This window comes from Ideonella sp. (assembly GCF_035254525.1).
Taxonomy (GTDB): Bacteria; Pseudomonadota; Gammaproteobacteria; order Burkholderiales; family Burkholderiaceae_C; genus Ideonella.
In genome coordinates this window covers 1-22,189 of record NZ_DATFAN010000163.1, presented here as the reverse complement: position 1 = coordinate 22,189, position 22,189 = coordinate 1, and the positions used below count along the sequence as shown (strand labels likewise).

Annotated in this window: 18 protein-coding genes; 8 read left to right on the top strand and 10 right to left on the bottom strand. The window is 70.5% G+C overall.

The window, feature by feature from the left end; translation table 11 throughout:
* Positions 1–115: 115 nt before the first annotated feature.
* Genes VJ693_RS16815 through VJ693_RS16790 form a run of 6 tightly spaced genes read right to left on the bottom strand, consistent with a single transcriptional unit; the run spans position 116 to position 5,909 of the window.
* Positions 116–937, bottom strand: coding sequence for a purine-nucleoside phosphorylase (locus VJ693_RS16815; protein WP_324155980.1), 822 nt, complete (start codon positions 935–937; stop codon positions 116–118).
* Complete coding sequence (locus VJ693_RS16810; protein ID WP_324155978.1) at positions 927–1,361, bottom strand: cytidine deaminase; 435 nt, start codon at positions 1,359–1,361, stop codon at positions 927–929. Before VJ693_RS16810 ends, VJ693_RS16815 begins: the two co-directional genes overlap by 11 nt.
* A 1-nt stretch (position 1,362) precedes the next feature.
* Positions 1,363–2,304, bottom strand: coding sequence for an ABC transporter permease (locus VJ693_RS16805; protein ID WP_324155976.1), 942 nt, complete (start codon positions 2,302–2,304; stop codon positions 1,363–1,365).
* Positions 2,297–3,397 (bottom strand): ABC transporter permease, encoded by a 1,101-nt coding sequence (locus VJ693_RS16800; protein ID WP_324155974.1) that lies wholly within the window; start codon positions 3,395–3,397, stop codon positions 2,297–2,299. The genes VJ693_RS16805 and VJ693_RS16800 overlap by 8 nt, the downstream gene beginning before the upstream one ends.
* Positions 3,394–4,941, bottom strand: coding sequence for an ABC transporter ATP-binding protein (locus VJ693_RS16795; RefSeq protein WP_324155972.1), 1,548 nt, complete (start codon positions 4,939–4,941; stop codon positions 3,394–3,396). Before VJ693_RS16795 ends, VJ693_RS16800 begins: the two co-directional genes overlap by 4 nt.
* Entirely contained in the window at positions 4,941–5,909 is a 969-nt protein-coding gene (locus VJ693_RS16790) for a BMP family ABC transporter substrate-binding protein (protein ID WP_324155970.1), read from the bottom strand. The genes VJ693_RS16795 and VJ693_RS16790 overlap by 1 nt, the downstream gene beginning before the upstream one ends.
* Positions 5,910–5,977: 68 nt before the next feature.
* On the opposite strand from VJ693_RS16790, the gene VJ693_RS16785 reads away from it, so the two are divergent.
* Entirely contained in the window at positions 5,978–7,015 is a 1,038-nt protein-coding gene (locus tag VJ693_RS16785; RefSeq protein WP_324155969.1) for an adenosine deaminase family protein, read from the top strand.
* On the opposite strand, the gene VJ693_RS16780 is transcribed toward VJ693_RS16785, so the two are convergent.
* The gene (locus VJ693_RS16780) at positions 7,012–9,309 is read right to left on the bottom strand and encodes a TonB-dependent receptor (protein ID WP_324155967.1); all 2,298 of its coding nucleotides are present in this window, start codon (positions 9,307–9,309) and stop codon (positions 7,012–7,014) included. The two genes, VJ693_RS16785 and VJ693_RS16780, sit on opposite strands and share 4 nt — an antisense overlap.
* A gap of 173 nt (positions 9,310–9,482) precedes the next feature.
* On the opposite strand from VJ693_RS16780, the gene VJ693_RS16775 reads away from it, so the two are divergent.
* The gene (locus tag VJ693_RS16775) at positions 9,483–10,295 is read left to right on the top strand and encodes a class I SAM-dependent methyltransferase (RefSeq protein WP_324155966.1); all 813 of its coding nucleotides are present in this window, start codon (positions 9,483–9,485) and stop codon (positions 10,293–10,295) included.
* Here the strand turns inward: VJ693_RS16775 and VJ693_RS16770 are convergent.
* Complete coding sequence (locus VJ693_RS16770) at positions 10,252–13,212, bottom strand: hybrid sensor histidine kinase/response regulator (protein WP_324155964.1); 2,961 nt, start codon at positions 13,210–13,212, stop codon at positions 10,252–10,254. The genes VJ693_RS16775 and VJ693_RS16770 overlap by 44 nt on opposite strands.
* Before the next feature lie 160 nt (positions 13,213–13,372).
* Here VJ693_RS16770 and VJ693_RS16765 point away from each other — a divergent pair, with 160 nt between their 5' ends.
* Positions 13,373–14,164 (top strand): pentapeptide repeat-containing protein, encoded by a 792-nt coding sequence (locus VJ693_RS16765; RefSeq protein ID WP_324155963.1) that lies wholly within the window; start codon positions 13,373–13,375, stop codon positions 14,162–14,164.
* Positions 14,165–14,197: 33 nt separating this feature from the next.
* Here VJ693_RS16765 and VJ693_RS16760 read toward each other — a convergent pair whose 3' ends face one another.
* Entirely contained in the window at positions 14,198–14,833 is a 636-nt protein-coding gene (locus VJ693_RS16760) for a response regulator transcription factor (RefSeq protein ID WP_324155961.1), read from the bottom strand.
* Positions 14,830–15,990 (bottom strand): hybrid sensor histidine kinase/response regulator, encoded by a 1,161-nt coding sequence (locus VJ693_RS16755; RefSeq protein WP_324155959.1) that lies wholly within the window; start codon positions 15,988–15,990, stop codon positions 14,830–14,832. Before VJ693_RS16755 ends, VJ693_RS16760 begins: the two co-directional genes overlap by 4 nt.
* Before the next feature lie 177 nt (positions 15,991–16,167).
* Between VJ693_RS16755 and VJ693_RS16750 the strand changes: the two genes are divergently transcribed.
* The 5 genes from VJ693_RS16750 to VJ693_RS16730 all read left to right on the top strand — a co-directional run.
* Positions 16,168–16,632, top strand: a complete 465-nt coding sequence (locus VJ693_RS16750) for a hypothetical protein (protein WP_324155957.1) — start codon at positions 16,168–16,170, stop codon at positions 16,630–16,632.
* Between the two features lie 66 nt (positions 16,633–16,698).
* Positions 16,699–17,061: a response regulator gene (locus tag VJ693_RS16745; RefSeq protein ID WP_324155956.1), complete on the top strand. Its 363-nt coding sequence runs from the start codon at positions 16,699–16,701 to the stop codon at positions 17,059–17,061.
* A 79-nt stretch (positions 17,062–17,140) separates the two neighbouring features.
* Entirely contained in the window at positions 17,141–19,273 is a 2,133-nt protein-coding gene (locus tag VJ693_RS16740) for a chemotaxis protein CheA (protein WP_324155954.1), read from the top strand.
* A 23-nt stretch (positions 19,274–19,296) separates the two neighbouring features.
* The gene (locus tag VJ693_RS16735; RefSeq protein ID WP_414652305.1) at positions 19,297–20,619 is read left to right on the top strand and encodes a methyl-accepting chemotaxis protein; all 1,323 of its coding nucleotides are present in this window, start codon (positions 19,297–19,299) and stop codon (positions 20,617–20,619) included.
* A gap of 31 nt (positions 20,620–20,650) precedes the next feature.
* A partial coding sequence (locus VJ693_RS16730) for a methyl-accepting chemotaxis protein (RefSeq protein WP_324155952.1) occupies positions 20,651–22,189 on the top strand: 1,539 nt, incomplete at its 3' end.

The following is a 22,189-nucleotide window of genomic DNA, read 5'->3' as shown; positions in this document are numbered from 1 at the left end:
GCGGGCAGGGGCCGACAATCCGTGTCTCCCGAGGACTTAGACGTTAGGTGCCATTGTGCGCACCGGGCCACGCATCAACAAGCGTCGACAAGTAACGGCTGTCCCGTTGGCGACATCAGGCGGGCAGCTCGGCCAGGATCGCTGCCAGCAGATCGACCGCGCGGCCGCCCGCCTGCGCCGCCACGCTCAGTGTCTGCTCGTGGCCCAGGCGGCCGTCGGCGAGCCCGCACGCCATGTTCGTGATCAAGGACAGTGCGAGCACGTGCAGCCCGGCGTGGCGCGCGAGGATGGTCTCGGGCACCGTGCTCATGCCCACCGCGTCGGCGCCCAGGCGCTGCAGCATGCGCACTTCGGCCGGCGTCTCGAACTGCGGGCCCAGCACCCAGGCGTAGATGCCCTCGCGCAGGGGGCGGCCCAGGGCCTCGGCGGTGGCCAGCGCGCGCTGGCGCAGCAGCGGGTCGTAGGCGTCGGCCAGGTCGACGAAACGCGAATTCCCGGTGTCGCCGACCAGCGGCGAGCGCTGCGCGAGATTCAGGTGGTCGGCCAGCAGCATCACGTCGCCCGGCCCGAGCGATGCGTGCAGGCTGCCCGCGGCGTTGGTCTGCACCAGCGTTCTCACGCCGGCTGCGGCCAGCGTGCGGATTGCGCCCTTCATCGCCGCGGCGTCGCCGGTCTCGTAGGCATGCTTGCGGCCGGCGAGCACGATCACCGGCGTGGCGCCGACGCGGCCGACCAGCAGGCGGCCCGCATGGCCGCCGACGCCGAGCAGCGGGAAGGCCGGCAGCTCGGCATAGTCGACCACGGCCGCGCCTTCGACGCGCTGCGCCAGGCCGCCCCAGCCCGAACCCAGCAGCACGGCGATTGCCGGCAACCCGCCGCCCGCCCGCTCCTTCAGCTTCGCGACCGAGGCCTGGACCGCCACATCGTCAATCTGCATAGTCGTCACCTCGCGGCGTCAGGTGCGCCGGCCCGAAGCTCGCCGGCAGCAGCTCGCCCAGCGTGTGCTCGCCGCGCCAACCCAGCACATCGGCCGAACGCACCGGCAGGCCGCCATCGGCGAACTCGCGCAGCTTCTGCCGGCAGCCGCCGCAGGGCGTGATCGGCTCGGCGCCCTCGCCGACCACGACCGCGGCCACGATGCGCCGGCCGCCGGCCATCACCAACTGTGCGATGGCCCCGGCCTCGGCGCACAGGCCCTCCGGATAAGCCGCGTTCTCGACGTTGCAGCCGGCGTGAACGCGGCCCGCTTCGTCCAGCACCGCGGCACCCACGCGGTAGCGCGAATACGGCGCATAAGCCTGCTCGCGTGCCCCCTGCGCCGCGGCGAGCAGCGACGCCCAGTCGTCTTCCGACGGTGTCATCTCATCGCTCCTTCAAGTAAGGTTGTCCGAGCGCACGCGGTGCCCGCGCCCTGCCAATGAAGCCCGCCAACAGGATCACTGTCAAGGCGTATGGCAGGGCCTGGATCACCTGCACCGGCACGGCACCCAGCCCGAGGATCGGGGCGCCCTGCAGCCGGATCGCCACCGCATCGAGGAAACCGAACAGCAGGCAGGCGCCGAGGGCACCGAGCGGGCGCCAATGGCCGAAGATCATCGCCGCCATCGCCATGTAGCCGCGGCCAGCCGTCATGTTGGGCACGAACTGCGGGCTCTGTGCGAGCACGAGGTAGGCGCCGGCCAGCGCGCACAGCAGGCCGTTGAGCGCCAGCGCCAGGTAGCGCAGCGCGCCGACGGAAAGGCCTGCCGCGTCGACCATCGCCGGGTTCTCGCCGGTGGCCTGCAGGCGCAGGCCGAAGCGGGTGTGGCCCAGCAGCCAGGCGACGACGCCGACCAGCGCGAGCGTCGCATAGATGAGCCCGTTGTGCCCCAGCAGGCCCAGCATCGGCGTGCCGCCGCCGGGGCCGGCGAACCAGCGGGCCAGACGCAGTTCGTCCGGCAGGGCCGGTGTCTGGCCGCCCTGGTGGAACCAGGCGATGCCGAGCACCACGGTCAGGCCGGCGCAGGTCATCGTGATCGCCATGCCGGCCACGACCTGGTCGCCCCGGAAGGTGACGCAGGCCAGGCCATGCACCATCGACAGCGCAACGCCGACCACCATCGCCACCACGAAGGCTGCCGGCAGCGAGCCGCTGGCCGAGGCCATCGCACCGGCCGCGAAGGCGGTCGCGAGCATCTTGCCCTCGAGCCCGAGGTCGATCACGCCGGCCCGCTCGGACAGCGTGGCCGCCAGCGCGCACAGGATCAGCGGCGTCGCGACGCGCAGCGTGGTCGCGATCAGCGAGGCGAGCGCGATCTCATCCATGGGCGGCCACCTTCCGGCGTGCCAGCCGCGCCAGCGCGGGCACCGCCGCCTGGCCGAGCGCGCCGCAGAACAGCACGATCAGCCCCTGCAGCGTGAACACCATGTCGCGGCTGACGCTCGGCATCTCGAACGACAGCTCCGCCCCGCCCTGGTACAGCGCGCCGAACAGCAGCGAGGCCAGCACCACGCCCACCGGGTGGTTGCGCCCGATCAGCGACACCGCGATGCCGGCGAAGCCCGCGCCGACCACGTAGTCCAGCAGCAGCCGGCCGTGCACGCCGGCCACCTCGTTGATGCCGACCAGCCCGGCCAGCGCGCCCGAGGCGGCCATCGCGACCACCACCTGCCGCCCCGGGCGGATGCCGGCGTACTCGGCCGCCGCCGGCGCAAAACCGACCGCACGCACCGCATACCCGGAGGTGCCGCGCCACAGCCACAGCCAGACGACGACCACCGCCGCCACCGCGAGCAGCACCGACAGGTTCAGCGGCGAGCTGGGCCACTCGATGCCCAGCGCCGCCAGCGCCACGTGCACGCCCGGCACCTGCGCGCCGGGGCCGAACGCGCGGCTCTCGACCGTCATGTTGCCGGGCTCCTTCAACACCTCGACCAGCAGCCACGACAGCAGCGCCGACGCGAGGAAGTTGAACATGATGGTCGTGATGACGACATGGCTGCCGCGCCAGGCCTGCAGCGCGCCGGGAATCGCGGCCCAGACCATGCCGAAGGCCATCGCCGCGAGCACCATCAGCGGCAGAACCAGCCAGGCCGGGTAAGCCTCGCCCAGCCACAGCGCGACCAGCGCGGTGCCGATGCCGCCCAGCATCGCCTGGCCCTCGCCGCCGATGTTGAACAGCCCCGCGTGGTAGGCCACCGCGACCGCGAGGCCGGTGAAGACGAAGGTCGTGGCGTAGTACAGCGTGTAGCTGAAGCCGAGCAGGCTGCCGAAGGCGCCGCGCAGCAGCAGCGACAGGGCCTGCGCCGGGTCCTGCCCGGCGAGCACCACGACGAGCGCGCTGACCGCAAACGCCATCGCCAGGTTCACCAGCGGCAGCAGGCCGAGATCCATCCAGCGCGGCAGCTCGTTGTTCATTGCACGCCCGCCATCAGCCTGCCCAGCGTCGCTTCATCGCAGGCCGCGATCGGCAGCTCGCCGGCGATGCGGCCGCCGGCCATCACCAGCACGCGGTCGGCCAGCGCGAGGATCTCGTCGAGCTCCGACGAGACCACCAGCACCGCGCCGCCGGCGTCGCGCATCGCCCGCAGCCGGGCGTGGATGAACTCGATCGCGCCGATGTCGACGCCGCGTGTCGGCTGGCCGACCAGCAGCACCGTCGGCCGGTGCAGCGCCTCACGCGCGAGCACGAGCTTCTGCTGGTTGCCGCCGGAGAACTTCGCGCTCTTCAACGCCGGCGCGCGCGGCCGCACGTCGTAGTCGGCCATCATGCGTTCGGTGTCGGCGCGCATCGTGCGCTGGCGCGCGAAGCCCCGCAGGGCATAACGTGGCAGGCGGTGGTAGCCGAGCACGGCCGATTCCCAGGCGGCGAACGGCAGCACCAGGCCGCGGCGGTGCCGGTCCTCCGGCACATGGGCCAGCCCGAGCTGGCGCGCGCGCCGCGGCGTCAGCCAGCGGCCCGGCTCGAAGCGCTCGCCGGCCAGCTCCATGCGCCCGGCTGCCGGCGTGGCCAGGCCCGCGAGCAGGTCCAGCAGCTCGCTCTGGCCGTTGCCGGAGACACCGGCCACGCCGACGATCTCGCCCGGGCGCAGCGCCAGCGACACATCGGCCAGCCGCGGCAGGCCTTGCGCGTCGTGCCAGTGCAGGCCGTGCGCGGCCAGCAGCGGCGGCTCCGCCTCGTCGAAATCGGCCGGCGCGTGCCCGTCGCGGCCGAGCTGCACGCGGCGGCCGACCATCGCCTCGGCCAGGCCGTCGAGGGTCGTGTCGGCGGTGGGCGTGTCGAGCACGACGCGGCCGGCGCGCATCACCGTGACGCGGTCGCACAGCGCGGCGACCTCCTTCAGCTTGTGCGTGATCAGCAGGATGGTCGTGCCGCGCTCGCGCAGCGCGCGCAGCGTGGCGAACAGCGTATCGGTCTCGGCCGGCGTCAGCACGGCGGTCGGCTCGTCGAGGATCAGGATGCGCGCACCGCGGACCAGCGCCTTCAGGATCTCCAGCCGCTGCCGCTCGCCCACCGGCAGCGTCTCGACCACCGCATCCAGCCGCACCTGCAGCCCGGTGTCGCGCATCAAGTCATCGAGCTCGCGGCGCACGCGCGCTCGTGCCGGGCCGAGGCGCCAGCCCGGCTCGGCGCCGAGCAGCACGTTGTCCAGTGCGGTGAAGGTCTCGACCAGCATGAAATGCTGGTGCACCATGCCGATGCCCAGCGCGATCGCATCGCGCGAGTGGCGGATGCGCGCCGGCCGGCCCTCGACCTCGATCTCGCCGCTGTCGGCCTGGTAGAAGCCGTACAGGATCGACATCAGCGTGCTCTTGCCGGCGCCGTTCTCGCCGACGATGCCGTGCACCGTGCCGCGCCGCACCACAAGATCGACCGCGTCGTTGGCCCGCAGCGTGCCGAAGCGCTTGCAGATGCCGTGCATCCGCACCGCGAGCTCGGCGGCAGCAGGCGCGGCAGCCATCAAGGCGCGCAGCGGTTGGCGGCCATGTAGTCGACGACCTGGATCTTGCCGGCGATGATGTCGGCGCGCGCCGCGTCGACCTTGGCTTTGATCGCCGGCGTGACCAGCTTGGCGTTGTATTCGTCGATTGCCACGTCGACGCCGCCTTCCTTGAGCCCCAGCACGGTCAGCCCCGGCGTGGCCTGGCTGGCGGCCTTGTAGACGGCGACATCGACCTTCTTGACCATCGAGGTCAGCATCGTGCCGGGATGCAGGTGGTTCTGGTTGCTGTCGACGCCGATCGCCAGCTTGCCGGCATCCTTGGCGGCCTGGAACACGCCGACGCTGGAGCCGCCGGCGGCGCCGAAGATCACATCGGCCCCCCGGGCAATCTGGGCCTTGGCCAGTTCGCCGGCGCGCGAAGGGTCGCTCCAGGCGGCGGGCGTGGTGCCGGTCATCGCCGCGCTGATCTCGATCTTCGGGTTGGCATAACGCGCGCCCTGCTCGTAGCCGCACTGGAACTTGCGGATCAGTGGGATGTCCATGCCGCCGACGAAGCCGATCTTGCCCGTCTTGCTGGCCATCGCGGCCATGATGCCGGCCAGGAAGCTGCCCTCGTGCTCCTTGAAGACGATCGACTCGACATTGGGCAGCTTGACGACCGAATCGACGATCACGAACTGCTGCTTCGGAAAGGCCCTGGCCACCTTCTCGATGCTCGAGGCCTGCGAGAAGCCGATGCCCATCACCGGGTTGGCGCCGCGCTCGGCCATGCGCCGCATCGCCTGCTCGCGCTGGGCCTCGTTGGCGATCTCGAAATCGAGGTAGGCCTTGCCGTTGTCCTTCTTCCAGCGCTCGGCGCCACGCCAGGCCGCTTCGTTGAAGGACTTGTCGAACTTGCCGCCCATGTCGTAGACGATGGCGGGCTGGGCGAGCACCCCGGTGATCGGCGCAGCGAGCGCCAAGGCAATGGTCAAGCGGCGGAGCATGGAGATCCTGGGGTCACGGGGTGCGGGGAGGATATCAATTGTGGGCCTCGATCCGGCTAGCATCGTGCATGCTCGACGACGCCGAATCGCTGCGCCGCCTGCCCAAGGTGCTGCTGCACGAGCACCTCGATGGCGGCCTCTCGCCCGCCACCTTGTGGCGCCTGCTGCACGCGCGCGGCCTGCCCGTGCCGGCGGCCGACGAGGCGGGCCTGGCGGCCTGGTTCGAGGCCCGCGCGCACGCGGGCAGCCTGGTCGAGTACCTGAAGGGTTTCGGCCTCACCGTGGCCGCGATGGCCGAGCCCGCGGCGATGGAGCAGGTCGCCTTCGAGGCCGCCGAGCAGGCACGCCACCAGGGCTGCGTGCTGGCCGAGTTCCGCATGGCGCCGCTGCTGCTGGAAAGCGACGCCGTGCCGGCCGAAGCCGCTGTCGAAGCACTGCTGGCCGGCCTGGAGCGCAGCGCCCTGCCCTGCGGCCTGATCCTGTGCGCGATGCGCGAGGAGCCGGCCGCACGCAGCGAGCGCGTCGTGCAGCTCGCGCTGCGCTACCGCGACGACGGCGTGATCGGCTTCGACCTCGCCGGCGCCGAGCTCGGCCACCCGCCGGGCGAACATGGCGACGCGTTGGCGCTGGCGCGCGAGCACGGCCTGCCGATCACGCTGCACGCCGGCGAGGCCGACGCGGCCGAGCGGGTGCTCGAGGCCGCGGCGCTGGGCGCGCGCCGCATCGGCCACGGCGTACACCTGTCCGACTGGCTGCGCATGCCCGGGGGGCGCGAGCGCCTGGCCGAGGTGCGCGCACGCGGCCTGCACCTGGAGATGTGCCCGAGCAGCAACCTGCACACGGGCGCGGTGGCCTCGCTGGCCGAGCACCCGATCGGCGCGCTGTGGCGGGCGGGCCTGAGCCTGTCGTACCACACCGACAACCCGCTGATGTCGTGCACGACGATGTCGGCCGAGGCGGCGATCCTGCTCGCGCAGCAGGGCCTGGCGCGGGCCGACCTGCTGGCGATGGCGGTGCAGGCGGCCGAGCATTCCTTCCTGCCCGCCGCCGTGCGTGCACAGGCGCTGGCGCGCCTGCGGGAAGCGACTGCTCACGTCAGCGGTTAGAAAGTCGCCCGGAAGCTCGCACCCCAGGTGCGCGGCTCGTTGATGAAGCCGGTCAGGTTGTCGAAGTCGATGCCGCCGACGACGCGGATCTGGTTCGTGATGTTGCGGCCGAACAGCGCCGCCTCGTACTTGCCGTCGCCCCAGACGTAGCCCAGGCGCAGGCCGCCTTCGGTCAGCGACTTGCCGGTGAATTCGACGCTCTCGTAGAGGAAGAAGTTGATCCTGCTGCGGTAGGTCCAGTCGGTCAGCACGTAGAAATCGCCGCTGCCGACGGGCTGGGTGTATTTCAGCGTGAAGTTCACCGTCGTCTTCGGCGCCTGCGGCAGCGGGTTGCCGTTGATCAGGGCCTGGCCGTTGGCGTTCACCGGGTCGGTCACGGTGCAATTGGGCGTCGTGAGGTTCTGCGAGTTGCCGCAGACCGAGACGGCGAGGTTCGGGTCCTTGATCTCGGTGTCGTTGTAGCCGACGCCCAGGCTCGTCATCAGGCGCTCGGTCAGGTAGGCCTGCAGGTCGAGCTCGAAGCCGCGGCCGGTGGCCTTCTTCGCATTGAGCAGCACATTGGCATTGCCGCTGGCGCCGCCCACCGCGGTGAGCTGCAGGTCCTTCACGGTGTAGCTGAAGACGCCGAAACTCAGGCGCGCGCGGCGGTCGAACAGCTCGGCCTTGACGCCCGCCTCGTACGAGGTGTTGCTCTCCGGCTTGGCGATCGACTGGTCGTTGAACGGCCCGGCGCCCTGCACGCTGCTGGCCCGGAAGCCCGTGGCGGCGCGCGCATACAGGTTGACGCTGGGGGTCAGCGTGTAGGTGCCGCTGAGGTCGCCGTTGAGCTTGTTGTCCGAGGTGGCCGCGCTGAGTGGCCCGTGCGCCGCCAGGCCGGCCATGTCGGGCTTGCCGTTGAGCACGGCCGGCACGAACTCGTTGCTGTAGTAGTCCTCGACGGCGAAAGTCTTGCGGTCACGCGTGTAGCGCAGGCCCCCGCGCAGCTTCAGCTCGGGCGTGACGGCGTAGTTCAGCGCACCGAATGCGGCATAGGCGTTGTTCTTCTGGTGCACGCGCTCGTACTGGTCTTCCGGGTTGCCGGCGGCCGTCGAGTCGTAGCCGAAGCTTTCTATTCTGTAGTCCTCGTGGAAAAGGTAGACGCCGGCCTGCCAGCCCAGCGGCCCGGCGCCGGTGGATTCGATGCGGAACTCCTGCGTCACCTGCCGGTGCTCGGGCATGCCGTCGGCCGTCTCCGACAGGAAGGGGATGGAGCCCGGACCGCCGCCGAAGACATAGGGCGGCGCGCCGCCGTCGATGTCCCCTCGGCTGAAGGCATGCACCTGCTCGAAGCCGGTGATCGAGTGCAGCGCCACGCCTGGCAGGTCCCAGCGCAGGCGCGCGCTGGCGCCGTAGTTCTGCAGCTCGGAGTGGTTGACGCCGTCGTTGGCGATCTTCTTCGGGTCGAAGCCGTCGACGAGGTCGTTGGTGCCCGGCTTGATGATGTTGGCGCGGAAGAGCCGGGCCGAGCCGTCGAAATCGCGCCCATGCAGGTTGAACAGCGCGCTGAAATCCTTGCCGGGCTGCAGCAGCCACTGCAGGCGCACGGCGTTGTCGCTGTAGCCCTCGAGCTTCTGCGTCGGGCCGGCGTCGTAGGTGTTCTCGACCCAGTCGCCGCGGTTCTGGCTCAGCAGCGAGATGCGCAGCGCCGAATCCTCGCTGGTCGGCACGTTGACCGCCCCTTCGGCATTGACGGTCGAGAAGCTGCCGGCCGAGATGCTGCCGTAGCCCTCGAACTTGCGGGTCGGCCGCGCCGACTCGAACTTGACCACGCCCGCGGGCGTGTTGCGGCCGAACAGCGTGCCCTGCGGGCCGCGCAGCACCTCGACGCGGTCGAGGTCGAAGACCGGGAAGCCCTTGAGGATCGGGTTCTCCTGCACGACGTCGTCGTAGACCAGCGACACCGGCTGCGAGGCGTTGAGCCGGAAATCGGTGTTGCCGTAGCCGCGGATGTAGAAGCGCGGGAAGGCGCGCCCGTACGACGATTCGATGTTCAGGCTCGGCGCCCGGCCCGACAGCACCCGGATGTCCTGCCCGCTGGTGGCCAGCACGTCGAGCATCTCGGGGCTGATCGTGCTGATCGAGCTCGGCACGTCGAGGATGTTCTCGTTGCGGCGCTCGGCCGTCACGGTGATCGTCTGCAGCTTGCCGGCGTCGGATTCGGCCGGCGGCGAGGTCTGGGCCCAACTGGCCGCAGGGGTGAGCCCGGCCAGGGCGATGGCCGCAGCCAGGGGACGCACGGCGAAGTGGTGGTGCATGGGCTCTCCTCGACAGTCGTGGATGTGCAAAGGAACCAAGCAAGCTGCATGCACGGCGCGGGTCGCGCGTGCCGCCCGGCGATGCTAGCCACGCGCCGCCTTCGCATCTACCGCGCACGAACCCGGCTGTTGCGCGGATCACGCAGTCCGCTTCGCGACTACGATCGCCGCCGATGAGACTCGTCTGGCCCCTGCCCGCGCTGCTGAGCTGGGCCGCCGCCTGGGCGTTGTTCGCCGGGCTGCCGCGGCTGGGCCAGAGCGCACTGCTGGCGTTCGGCGCCGGCTTGGTGCTGGTGGCCGCCGTCGCCTGGCGGCTGGACGCACCGGCCTGGCGCAAGCTGATCCTGGTGGCGGGCTTTCCGCTGTCGGTGGTCATGGCCGGCGGCCTGGCCGGGGCGTTGCCGGCCTGGGCCTGGCTGCTGCCGCTGGCGCTGCTGCTGGCCGTCTACCCGATGCAAGCCTGGCGCGACGCGCCGGTGTTCCCGACGCCGGCACGGGCGCTGGCAGGCCTGGGCCGCGCGGCGCCGCTGGCACCCGGCGCACGTGCGCTCGACGCCGGCTGCGGCCTGGGCGCCGGCCTGCGCGCGCTGCGCGCCGAGTACCCCGAGGCGCATCTGGACGGGCTCGAATGGAGCTGGCCGCTCGCGCTGGCCTGCCGATTGCGATGCCGCCTCGGCGGGATGAACGCCCACGTCCGGCGCGGCGACATCTGGGCCGCCGACTGGTCGGGCTACGGCCTCGTCTACCTGTTCCAGCGGCCGGAGACCATGCCCCGCGCGATCGACAAGGCCGGCCGCGAGCTGAAGCCCGGCGCCTGGCTGGCGAGCCTGGAGTTCGAGGCGGTCGGCTGGCGCGCCGACGCGCGGCTGGAGAGCGTGGCCGGCAAGCCGGTGTGGCTGTACCGGGCGCCGTTCAGGCCGGTGGGCCGCACGCCACCGCCGGTCACGCCGCCTGGTCGGCCCCGAGCGACTGCAGGCCCGCGATGACCGGGGCCAGCAGGCGGCCGACCTGGCGCGCTTGCGCCTCGATGTCCGCCCCGGCGCCGGCGTCCCGGCAGGCGGCTTCGAGCGCGGTGGCCGCCTGCTGGATCTCGCTCATGCCGAGCGCCCCGGCCAGGCCCTTGAGGTCGTGCGCCAGGCGCTGCGCGCCGGCCCCATCGCCCGCCGCGAGTGCGGCGCTGAAGCGAGCCGGGAAGTCGCCCTCGCTGTCGCGGAACATGCGCAGCAGGCGGCCGTACAACGTGCGGTTGCCCTGCAGGCCGTCGAGGCCGGCCTGGAAGTCGACGCCGGGCAGGCCGGCGAGCGAATCCGCTGGCGGCTGGGCGCTCGCGGCGGCGGGCGACTCGGCCACGTGGCGCACGGCAGGGCGCACCCAGCGGGCGATCGTGGCAAAGAACTCGTCGACCCTGATCGGTTTGGCGATGTGGTCGTTCATGCCCGCCGCAAGCACCTTGTCGCGATCCCCGACCATGGCGTTGGCGGTCATCGCGATGACCGGCAGGTTCTTCCACTGCGGCTGCTGACGCAGCAGGCGGGTCGCGGTGTAGCCGTCCATGACCGGCATCTGGCAGTCCATCAGCACGCCGTCGAAGCTTTGCTGTGCGAGCACGTCGAGCGCTTCCTGGCCATCCTGCGCCACACTGACGGCGACACCGGCCTCGCTCAGCAGGTCGAATGCGAGTTCGCGGTTGATGGCGTTATCTTCCACCAGCAGGATGCGCGCGCCGCCGAGCTCGGCCCGGTGCCGGTCCTGGGCCTGCACGCGCCGTGCCGTGCGCGTGGGGCGGAACGAATCCAGGCCGAGCGCCGCGATGCAGGCGTCGAACAGGGCCGACGGCGTGACCGGCTTGGCCAGCAGCGCAGCCACGGCCAGTTGCTGCTGGTCCAGGCGCCGCAGCACCTCATCGCGGCTGAAGGCCGTGAGCATCAGCACGGCGGGTGTCGGCCTGCGCGACTCGGCGCGCCGGGCCAGCTGCCGCACGCATTCCTGGCCGTCCATCACGGGCATCTGCCAGTCGAGCAACACCAGGGCATAAGGGTCGCCCGCCTCGTCGGCGATCTCGATGCGGTGCAACGCGTCCTGGCCGTCGACGGCGGTGTCCGCCCTCAGGCCCAGCGCGCCGGCCATGCTGCAGAGCACTTCGCGGGCGCAGGCGTTGTCGTCCACGACCAGCACGCGGGTATCGCGCAGGCCATCGTGGCGCAAGGTGTCCGGCTGCACCGACGTCCCGGCCGGCAGGCCCAGGCGCAGGCTGAAATGGAAGCGGCTGCCGCGGCCCGGCACGCTGTCGACCTCGAGCTCGCCGCCCATCATGCGCACGAGGTGCTGGCTGATCGCCAGCCCGAGGCCGGTGCCGCCGTAGCGGCGGCTGGTCGAGGCGTCGGCCTGGGAGAACGGCCGGAAGAGGCTGCGCTGCTGCTCGGCATTCATGCCGATGCCGGTGTCGCGCACCTCGAAGCGCAGCCGCACCGATTCGCCGTCATGGCCGGTCACCTCGATGGTGATCACCACCTCACCCTGGTCGGTGAACTTGAGCGCGTTGTCTCCCAGGTTGAGAAGCACCTGGAGCAGGCGAGAAGGGTCGCCGAGCAGGGTGGTCGGCCACTGCGGCGGCTCGACGAGCAGCAGCTCGAGCCCCTTCTTGTGGGCCTTCATGCCGAGCAGGCTGCCCAGGTTCTCCATCACGTCCTCGAGGTTGAACGGGATGACCTCCAGGTCCAGCTTGCCGGCCTCGATCTTGGAGAAGTCGAGGATGTCGTTGATGATGCCCAGCAGCGACTCGGCCGAGGCGTGCACCTTCTGGATGTAGTTGTTCTGCTGCGGGTTGAGCCCGCTTTGCAGGGCCAGGTAGGACATGCCGAGAATGGCGTTCATCGGCGTGCGGATCTCATGGCTCATGTTGGCCAGGAACTCGCTCTTGGCCCGGGTGGCCGCCTCGGCCGCGTGCTGCGCCCGCTTCAGCTCGGTGATGTCCATCGAGATGCCGCCGATGGCGTAGCTCTTGCCGTTGGCATCCTGCAGCGGGAAGACGTGGGTCTGGAAGGTGTGCACCTCACCGCCCGCGCCGGGGATCTCGTGCTCGGCGCGCAGGATCTGGCCCTCGGCGGAGACCCGCCTGTCCTCGGCGGCCACGCGCGCGGCGATCGAGGGGTCGATCAGGTCGCTGTCGCTCTTGCCGACCAGCGACTCTCCGGCATGGCCGAGGACCGCGGCCAGGCGCGCGTTGTGGCGCAGGTACCGGCCGTCGAGATCCTTCACGTAGACGGCGGCCGGCACGTTCTCGATGATGGCCTGCAGCGCGTTGCGGCTGCGCTCGAGCTCGGTCGTGCGGGCCAGCACGCGCTCCTCGAGGTTGAGGTTGAGCGTGCGGACCTCCTCTTCGGCGCGGCGGCGGGCCGAGACATCCGACAGGACGGCCACGCCGCCGCGCGCCACCCCCGCGTCATCGGTCAGCGGGCGCGCCGTCACGCTCACCCACCGTCCCTCCTTCAGCATCGGGTTGGCCACGTAGAGCTCCACGCCGTCGCAGGATTCACCGCGGATCGCCCTGGCCAACGGCAGCTCCGCGACCGGATAGGGCGTGGTCCGGTCGGGCAGGTAGATCCCATACTGCCGGCTCCATTCGCTCGCATAGACGGAGGTGACGCCGATGCCGACGAGGCGCTCGGCCGCCGGGTTGACGAGCAGGAACTTGCCCTGCGCGTCGGCCACGACCACCCCATCGCCCATGCTGTCGAGGATGGCGCGCTGGATGCGGGACTGGCCCTGCAGCTCGGCGTGACGCGCGGTGAGCCGACGGTGGGCGCCGCGCAGGCGCAGCAGCGCCACCGTGGCGCCGGCGAGCAGGGCGCAGCAGACCAGCAAGCCGATCCAGAGCCAATCCGGGTACCACATCGATGCCATCGCACGAGTGCTCGCGGTGCCGTTTCCGGGCCCAAACTGCTCGGCTCACCCTGGCGCGGCCCCGGGCTCAGCGATGGCATTGGGCGATGAAAGTGTACGGCGATGCCTGCGCCGGTGGACAGCGCGCCCCCACCTTCGTCCGCCGAGGCGCAGAATCCCCATGATGAAGCTCGGCGTACGTCTGGCGGCCCTCACGGTGCCGGTGCTGCTTGCAGCGATCGGCGCCACATCCACCGCGGCGGACCTGTCCGCCGAGCAGGTTCGTGCGGCACTGAAGAATGCGTCGCCGTCGGCCCCGGCCGACTTCGCCGGCAAGGATCTGTCCGACCTCGACCTCTCGGGGCTCGACTTTCGCCGCGCCAACCTGCGAGGTGCCAGCCTGTTCGGCAGCAAGCTGGTTCAGTCCGACTTCCGCGACGCGACCCTGGAAGGCGCCAACCTGAACGGTGCCTGGTTGATGGGCACCGATTTCACCGGCGCCAACCTGGCGCGCGCGAGCCTGCTGTCGGTCGTGGTCCTGGGCGGCGAGGTCAAGAAGATGCCCATCTTCAAGGGCGCCCGGATGGCGGGCGTCAAGATGATCGCCGACCTGCCCGGTGCCGACCTTTCCGGGGCCGATTTCAGCGGCGCCATGGCGGGCGTCAACATCAAGAACCAGGGGATGGGGCAGATGCGCACCGACCTGACCGGCGCGAACCTGGCGGGCGCGACGCTGGCGGGCGCCGACTTCAACCGCTCCCTGATGGCCTTCAGCAACCTCCGGGGCAGCAACCTGCGCGGTGCCAACTTCTATCACGTCAAGCTCGGCGGCGCCGACCTGAGCGGCGCCGACATTGCCGGCGCGGACTTCACCGAGGCCGACCTGAGCGGAACGATCTTCCGGGGCGTGAAGGGTTTCGACGAGGCCAAGGGCCTGGACCGCGCCGAGAACGCCGACAAGATCATCCGTTGAGCGCCGTGCCCCGCGGGCGGCGCCTGGGCGCGGCTACCCGCCGACCAGCCCGTTGCGGATCGCGTAGACGGTCATCTCGGAGTTGTTCGTCAAGCCGAGCTTCTCGAGCACCCGCGCGCGGTAGACGCTGACCGTCTTGGGCGACAGGTTCAGCTCCTGCGCGATGTCGGCCAGGCGCTTGCCGGAGGCGATCATCACGAGCGTCTGCAGTTCGCGGTCGGACAGTTTCTCGTGCGCGTTGACGACCTCGGGCGTGGTCAGGCTCTCGACCAGCATCTGGGCGATCTCGGGCGTCACGTACTTGCGGCCCTGGGCCACGGTGCGCACGGCCTGCACCAGCAGGTGCGGGTCGCCACCCTTGTTGACATAGCCGAAGGCGCCGGCGCGCAGGGCGCGGATCGCGTACTGGTCCTCGGGGTACATGCTGACGACCAGCACCTTGACGGTCGAGCCCTCGTCCTTGAGCACGTGCAGCACGTCCAGCCCGCTGCGGCCGGGCATGTTGATGTCCAGCACCAGCACGTCGCAGCTGTCCTTGCGCATCAGCGCGCGCAATTCACCGTAGTCGCCGGCCTCGCCGATCACCTCGATGTCGGGCGCATCGGACAGGGTGTCGCGGATGCCCCGGCGGATCAGCGCATGGTCGTCGCAGACGATGACTCTGGTCATAACTCTCCCCAAACCGACGGATCGTGCGCATCGGCGTCGGCCCGCTCCTCGAGCTCCTCCTCGCCGATCCCGCCCTGATCGAGCGGTATCGACAGTATCAGCGTCGTGCCGGCCGGGCTGCTGGACAGGTCGACCCAGCCGCCCACCGTGGACGCGCGCTCGTGCAGGCCGCGGATGCCGAAGCTGCGTGCCTTGGCCAGGTCGGCCTCGGACAGCCCGCGGCCGTTGTCGCTGACTTCGAGCGACAGGATGCCCTGGGCCAGCGACAGGTCGATGCCGACACGCGTCGCCTGGGCGTGCTTGCTGATATTGGTGAGTGCCTCCTGCGCCGCGCGGTAGGCCACCAGCGGCACGCCGGGCGGCAACTGGGGATTGTCGTGGCTGGTGCGGAAGCTGCAGACCACGCCGGTACGGCGCTCGAAGCGGTTGGCCAGCCATTGCAGCGCCGCCACCAACCCCTGCTCGAGGATGGCCGGCCGCAGGTTGTGCATGATGCGCTGGCTGGCCTCGAGGGCGTGGGTCACCGTTTCCATCGCGCTGTCGACCCGGGCCTTGAGCTCCGGCGTGTTGGCGTGGCGGGCCATCCAGGCCAGATCGAACTTCAGCGCCGACAGCGAGCCGCCGACATCGTCGTGGATCTCGCGGGCGATGGCCGCGCGCTCCATCTCGACGCTGGTCTGCAAGTGCTGGGCCAGCTCGGACAGGCGCTGGCGCGAGGCGCCCAGCGCCCGGTGGGCCTTGTCGCGTTCGCGCAGCGTCTCGTAGGCGTCGATCGCGTGCTCGGTGGCCGGGCCCAGGCGGGCCAGGTTGGCCTTCAACAGATAGTCGGCGGCGCCGTTGCGCATGGCCGCCACCGCCACGTCCTCGCCGATCTCGCCGGACACCAGGATGAACGGCACCTGCAGGCCGCTGTCGCGCAGGATGTCTAGCGCGTGCAGGCCGGAAAAGCCGGGCACGTTGAAATCCGACAGGATCACGTCCCACGGCTCGCGCAAGGCGGCGCGGAACCCGGCCTCGGTGTCGACCCGCCGCGCGGTCACCACGGCCCCGCCGCGGCGCAGGTGGGCCATGGCCAACTCGTGATCGAGTTCCGAATCCTCGATGTGCAGCACCCGCAGGCTACGGCTTGGCGCGTTGGTGCCGATATCCCCATTCATGGTCCGAGTATCGCGCAGCCGCTGGGGTGGGCGCGCTCGGTCCTTGAGGCGGAATAGAGGCCTGTTTCAGCCCGTGATCGGGTCAACGCAGGCCCCGGCGCTGCCGAAAATCCATGACAACTTCACGGATACCCGCCCGGGTGGCCGCGAAGCACGAACAAGCACCGCGGAGCAACGATGCTGAATCCCGAGAGCCCCGTACCGGAACCCAGCCCCGGCTTCCCGCTGTTGGCGGCGGCCGACCTGCAGGACGACCTGATGGTGGCCAGCAACGACCTGGAGCGCCTGCAGCGCCTGCTGGACGACGCCAGCCAGACGCTGTCCGGCCATTTTTACGGGGCCTCGAGCCAGATCAACGACTACCTCCGCGCGGCCGCGTCGCTGCCCGACACCGACCACGGCGCCGTGCACGGCGCGATGCAGGACCTGGCCGGTGCGATCACCGCGCTGCAGTTCCACGACATGGCGATCCAGCTGATCGCCCACACGCAGAAGCGCTTGCGCGCCTGCGCCGACCGAATCGCCCGGGATGCGATGGGCGAAGACGACGAGGACGGCCCCGCCGTCGTCGAGGACGGCCCTGGCCGACCCAACCCGGTCACCCAGGACGAGATGGACGCAGGGTCCATCGAGCTGTTCTGAACCCCTAATCAGCCTGCCCCCTTCCAGCCCCGCCCGTAGCCCCCAGATCATTTCGGAGAAAAAGCGATGCACTCGATTCTTGCCGTGGACGATTCGCCCTCGATGCGCCAGATGGTGACCTTCACGCTGAAGAACGCCGGCTTCAACGTCGTCGAGGCCGTGGACGGCCAGGACGCCTGGGAAAAGACCGGCTCGCGCGATTTCGACCTGGTGCTGACCGACCAGAACATGCCGCGCATGGACGGCATCAGCCTGACCAAGAAGCTGCGCGAGAACCCGAAGTTCAAGACCACGCCGATCCTGATCCTGACCACCGAGTCGAGCGACCAGATGAAGCAGGCCGGGCGCGCCGCCGGTGCGACGGGCTGGCTCGTCAAACCCTTCGACCCGGCCAAGCTGATCGAGGTGATCGGCAAGGTCATTCGCTGATCCCCGGCGGGTCAACGGCGGGCGGCCCGGCGAGCGGGCACGGCGGGCAACAGGACACGAACGACTTCAGGAGCCAGACATGGCCGAAACGACGAGCGACAACAACAGCATTGGTGACGGCATCGACCTGAGCCAGTTCTACCAGGTCTTCTTCGAGGAGGCCGGCGAGAACCTCGAGAACATGGAGCAGAAGCTGCTCGAGCTGGACGTCGACGCCGCCGACGACGAGGAGATGAACGCGATCTTCCGCTGCGCGCACTCGGTCAAGGGTGGCGCGGCGACCTTCGGCTTCTCCGACGTGGCGGAGCTGACGCACCACATGGAGACGCTGCTGGACAAGCTGCGCCGCCATGAGCTGCAACCGAATTCCCAGATGGTCGACGTGCTGCTCGCCGCGGGCGATGCGCTCAAGGCCCTGCTCGCGCGCCACCAGGGCACGGGCGGCGACGCCGTCGACACGCGCGAGCTGGTCGCGCACATCCGCGCACTGGCCGAAGGCGGCCAGGTGCCGGCGCCCGCGGCGGCTGCGTCTGCACCCGCGGCAGCGCCCGCTGCCCCGGCCCTGCCGAAGGGCGGCGTCGTGGCCCGCGCGCTGTGCCTGACCGTCGGCCCGCTGGAGGACCACTCGGCCACCGAGGGCCTGTTCGAGCTGTTCAAGGAAGTCACCAACCTCGGCACGATCGAGCCGCTGGCCAACGGCAGCGCCGAGGGCCTGCGCCGCTTCAAGATCGTGACGACGTCGACCGACGGCGACCTGCTGGACCTGTTCACCTTCCACATCGCCCGCGAGCACATGCAGCTCGCGCCGCTGGACGCCGGCTACGGCTTCTTCCCCGAGGCCCCGGGCGCGCCGCCCGAGCCCTCGCCGCCCGACCTGGGCTACGGCTTCTTCGACGATGCGCCCGGCGCCCCGGGAACGCACGCGCAGGCACCCACCGCGACCGCCAATGACACGGCGGTGCCAGCCGGTGCCGCGACTCCGGCCACCCCGGCCCCGGCGGCCAAACCGGCCGGCCGCGCCGAAGCGCGTGCCGCATCGGCCGGCCCCGACTCCACCACCCTGCGCGTGTCGATCGAGAAGGTCGACCAGCTGATCAACCTGGTCGGCGAGCTCGTGATCACCCAGGCCATGCTGGCGCAGAACAGCAAGAGCGTCGACGCGGCGCTGAACCAGCAGCTGCTGTCGGGCCTGACCGACCTGGAGCGCAACACCCGCGACCTGCAGGAAGCGGTGATGTCGATCCGGATGATTCCGATGTCGATGGTCTTCAACCGCTTCCCGCGCATGCTGCGCGACCTGGCCGCCAAGCTCGGCAAGAAGGTCGAGCTGGTCACGCAAGGCGAGGCCACCGAACTCGACAAGGGTCTGGTCGAGAAGATCACCGACCCGCTGACCCACCTCGTGCGCAACTCGTGCGACCACGGCATCGAGCTGCCGGCCGAACGCGCCGCCAAGGGCAAGCCCGAGCACGGCACCGTCACGCTGGTCGCCTCGCACCAGGGCGGCTCGATCGTCATCGAGGTGCGCGACGACGGGCGCGGCCTGAACCGCGCCAAGCTGCTGGCCAAGGCCCGCGAGCGCGGCCTCGATGCCCCCGACACGATGACCGACCAGGAGGTCTACGGCCTGATCTTCGCGCCCGGCTTCTCGACCGCCGACGTGGTGACCGACGTGTCCGGCCGCGGCGTCGGCATGGACGTGGTGAAGAAGAACATCACCTCGCTGGGCGGCACCGTCGAGATCGACTCGGCCGAGGGCTACGGCATGAGCGTGCGGGTTCGCCTGCCGCTGACGCTGGCCATCATGGACGGTATGAGCATCGGCGTCGGCGACGAGTGCTACATCCTGCCGTTGTCGTCGGTGGTCGAATCGTTCCAGGTCGACAAGACCATGATCAAGACGATCGGCGGCACGGGCCGCGTGGTCGAGGTGCGCGACGAGTTCATGCCGGTGATCGACCTCGAGAAGGTCTTCGACGTGCCGCGCTTCGACTTCGAGAACGTCTCGAACATCATGGTCGTGGTCGAGGCCGAAGGCGGCCGCGTGGCCCTGCTGGTCGACGAACTGCTCGGCCAGCAACAGGTCGTCGTGAAGAACCTCGAGGCCAACTACCGCAAGGTGCAGGACGTGTCCGGCGCCACGATCATGGGCGACGGCCGCGTCGCGCTGATCCTCGACGTCGGCGCCCTCGTGCGCCACAGCAGACATTGAACAACTCGAACACGGAACGCACCATGCTGTCCTCTCTTTCCATCAAGCAACGCGCGGCGATCATGCTGATGTTGATCGCCGCCGGCCCGGCCTGCGTGGCCATCGGCCTGTCGGCCGGCTGGTCCACCGGCGCCCTCATCGGCGCCAGCGCCGGCTTCGGTGCGGTGGCCGCGGCGGCCTTCCTCGGCAGCCTCGGCGTGCTGCGCAGCTTCATGGCGGACCTGTCCGCGCATGCCCAGCGCCTGGCCGCGGGCGACCTCTCGGCCGAGATCGACACCAGCGGCGGCGGCAACCCCGATGCGGCCGCCTCGCTGCGTTCGCTGCAGGCCCTGCAGGCCGAACTGCGCCGCTCGATCGGCGCCATCCGCAGCGGCGCCGACGGCGTGACCACCGCCGCCGCCGAGATCGCCACCGGCAACCAGGACCTGTCGCAGCGCACCGAGCAGACCGCCAGCAACCTGCAGCAGGCCGCCAGCTCGATGAGCCAGCTCAACGGCACCGTGCGCCAGAGCGCCGATGCCGCGGCCCAGGCCAACCAGCTCGCCAGCTCGGCCACCCAGGTGGCGCGCCGCGGCGGCGAGGTCGTGTCGCAGGTCGTCACGACGATGGACGAGATCAACACCAGCTCGAAGAAGATCGCCGACATCATCGGCGTGATCGACGGCATCGCCTTCCAGACCAACATCCTCGCGCTGAACGCGGCCGTCGAGGCGGCGCGCGCCGGCGAGCAGGGCCGCGGCTTCGCGGTCGTGGCCGGCGAGGTGCGCTCGCTGGCCGGCCGTTCGGCCGAGGCCGCGCGCGAGATCAAGACCCTGATCGGCGCCAGCGTCGACCGCGTCGAATCCGGCACCCGGCTGGTGCAGGACGCCGGGCAGACGATGAACGAGATCGTCTCCAGCGTTCAGCGCGTGTCCGACATCATCGGCGAGATCAGCGCCGCGGCCAGCGAGCAGAGCACCGGCATCGGCCAGGTCAACGGCGCGGTGGTGCAGCTCGACCAGATGACGCAGCAGAACGCCGCGCTGGTGGAGCAATCCGCCGCCGCCGCCGAAAGCCTGAAGGAACAGGCCAAGCGCCTGGCCGGCGTGGTCGCGGGCTTCCGCCTCGGCGATGGTGCCGAGGCGCGCCAGGCGCCGCGTGCCGTGGCGCCGCACCCCACCCCTTCGCGCGCCGCGCCCAAGCCGGCCGCCACGCTGGCCAAGGCTGCCGCCACGCCGCGGCCCGCGGCCGCCGCGCCGACCGCCCCGCGCGCGCCAGCCAAGGCTCCCAGGCCCGCCGCGCCGGCCCCTGCACCGGTGACCCCGGTGGCTGCACCGGCCGACCACGGCGACTGGGAAACCTTCTGACCCGGATCTTGTCGTTACCCGGAGTTTGAGCATGAACTGGATGAGAGCCTTCACGATCCGCCTTCGTATGCGCGGTGCGATAGGCATGGTGCTGGCGCTGTTCGCGCTGGTCGGGGTGACCGGCCTGCTGGGCGGGCGCCACATGGCGACGCTGAACGACACTTTCATGAGCGCGTCGGTGAACGAGGTGCGCAGCGTCGGCGACATCCGCAACGCGCTCGGCGAGGTCCGGCGGCACGAGAAGGACATGGTCATCGACTACGAGGACGGCGTGGCCGTGCTCAAGCACCGCGAGCTGTGGGCCAAGGCGATCGACCAGACCAAGAAGTCGCTCGGCGCGCTGCTCGCCGGCGAGGACGACCACGACAACGCGCTGGCCCGTGCCGCGATCCAGGAGATGGACGCCTACGCCACCGCCACCGGCCGGGTGCTCGAACAGATCCAGGACGGCGCCTACGACAACGCACGCACCGCCGACAAGATGCTGGCCAAGGCCAAGGAGCATGTCGGCAAGGTCGAGGAGAACGTCAACGCGATCGACCGCATCGTCGACAACGAGGCGCGCGCCGCGCAGGCCGAGTTCGCCCATTCAATGCGCACGACCTTCATCGCCTTCATCGGCGTGCTTGGCCTGGTGGTCGTGGTCGTGATCCCGCTGACGCTGCTGAACTCGGTGGCGATCACCAGGCCGGTCGACCATGCGCGCGAGGTCGCGATGGCGATCGCGCACGGCGACCTGACGCGGCGCATCGACGTCAGCGGCAAGGACGAGACGGCCGACCTGCTGCGCGCGCTGGCGCACATGCAGCAATCGCTGTCGGGGCTGGTCGGCCAGGTGCGGCAGGCCTCGGAGAACATCCACACCGCATCGAACGAGGTCGCCTCGGGCAACACCGACCTGTCCGGCCGCACCGAGCAGGCCGCGAGCAGCCTGCAGCAGACCGCCAGCTCGATGGAGCAACTGACCAGCACGGTGCGCCAGAGCGCCGACTCGGCCACCCAGGCCAGCCAGCTGGCCGGCACGGCCTCGGCGGTGGCACAGCGCGGCGGCGAGGCGGTGTCGCAGGTCGTCACGACGATGGAGGAGATCAACCACGCGTCGCGCAAGATCGGCGACATCATCGGCGTGATCGACGGCATCGCCTTCCAGACCAACATCCTCGCGCTGAACGCTGCGGTGGAAGCCGCGCGCGCGGGTGAGCAGGGCCGCGGCTTCGCGGTCGTGGCGACCGAAGTGCGTACGCTGGCGCAGCGCTCGGCGGCAGCAGCCAAGGAAATCAAGGCATTGATCGACGATTCGGCCGGCAAGGTCGACACCGGCAGCAAGCTGGTCGACCAGGCCGGCGCGACCATGCACGAAGTAGTCACCAGCGTGCAGCGCGTGGCCGACATCATGAGCGAGATTTCGGCGGCCAGCCTGGAGCAGACGTCCGGCATCGAGCAAATCAACCTGGCGATCGGGCAGATGGATCAGGTCACGCAGCAAAACGCGGCGCTGGTGGAAGAAGCCGCGGCGACTGCGGAATTACTGCGGGAACAATCCGGCAAGCTGACGCAGGCCGTCAGCGTG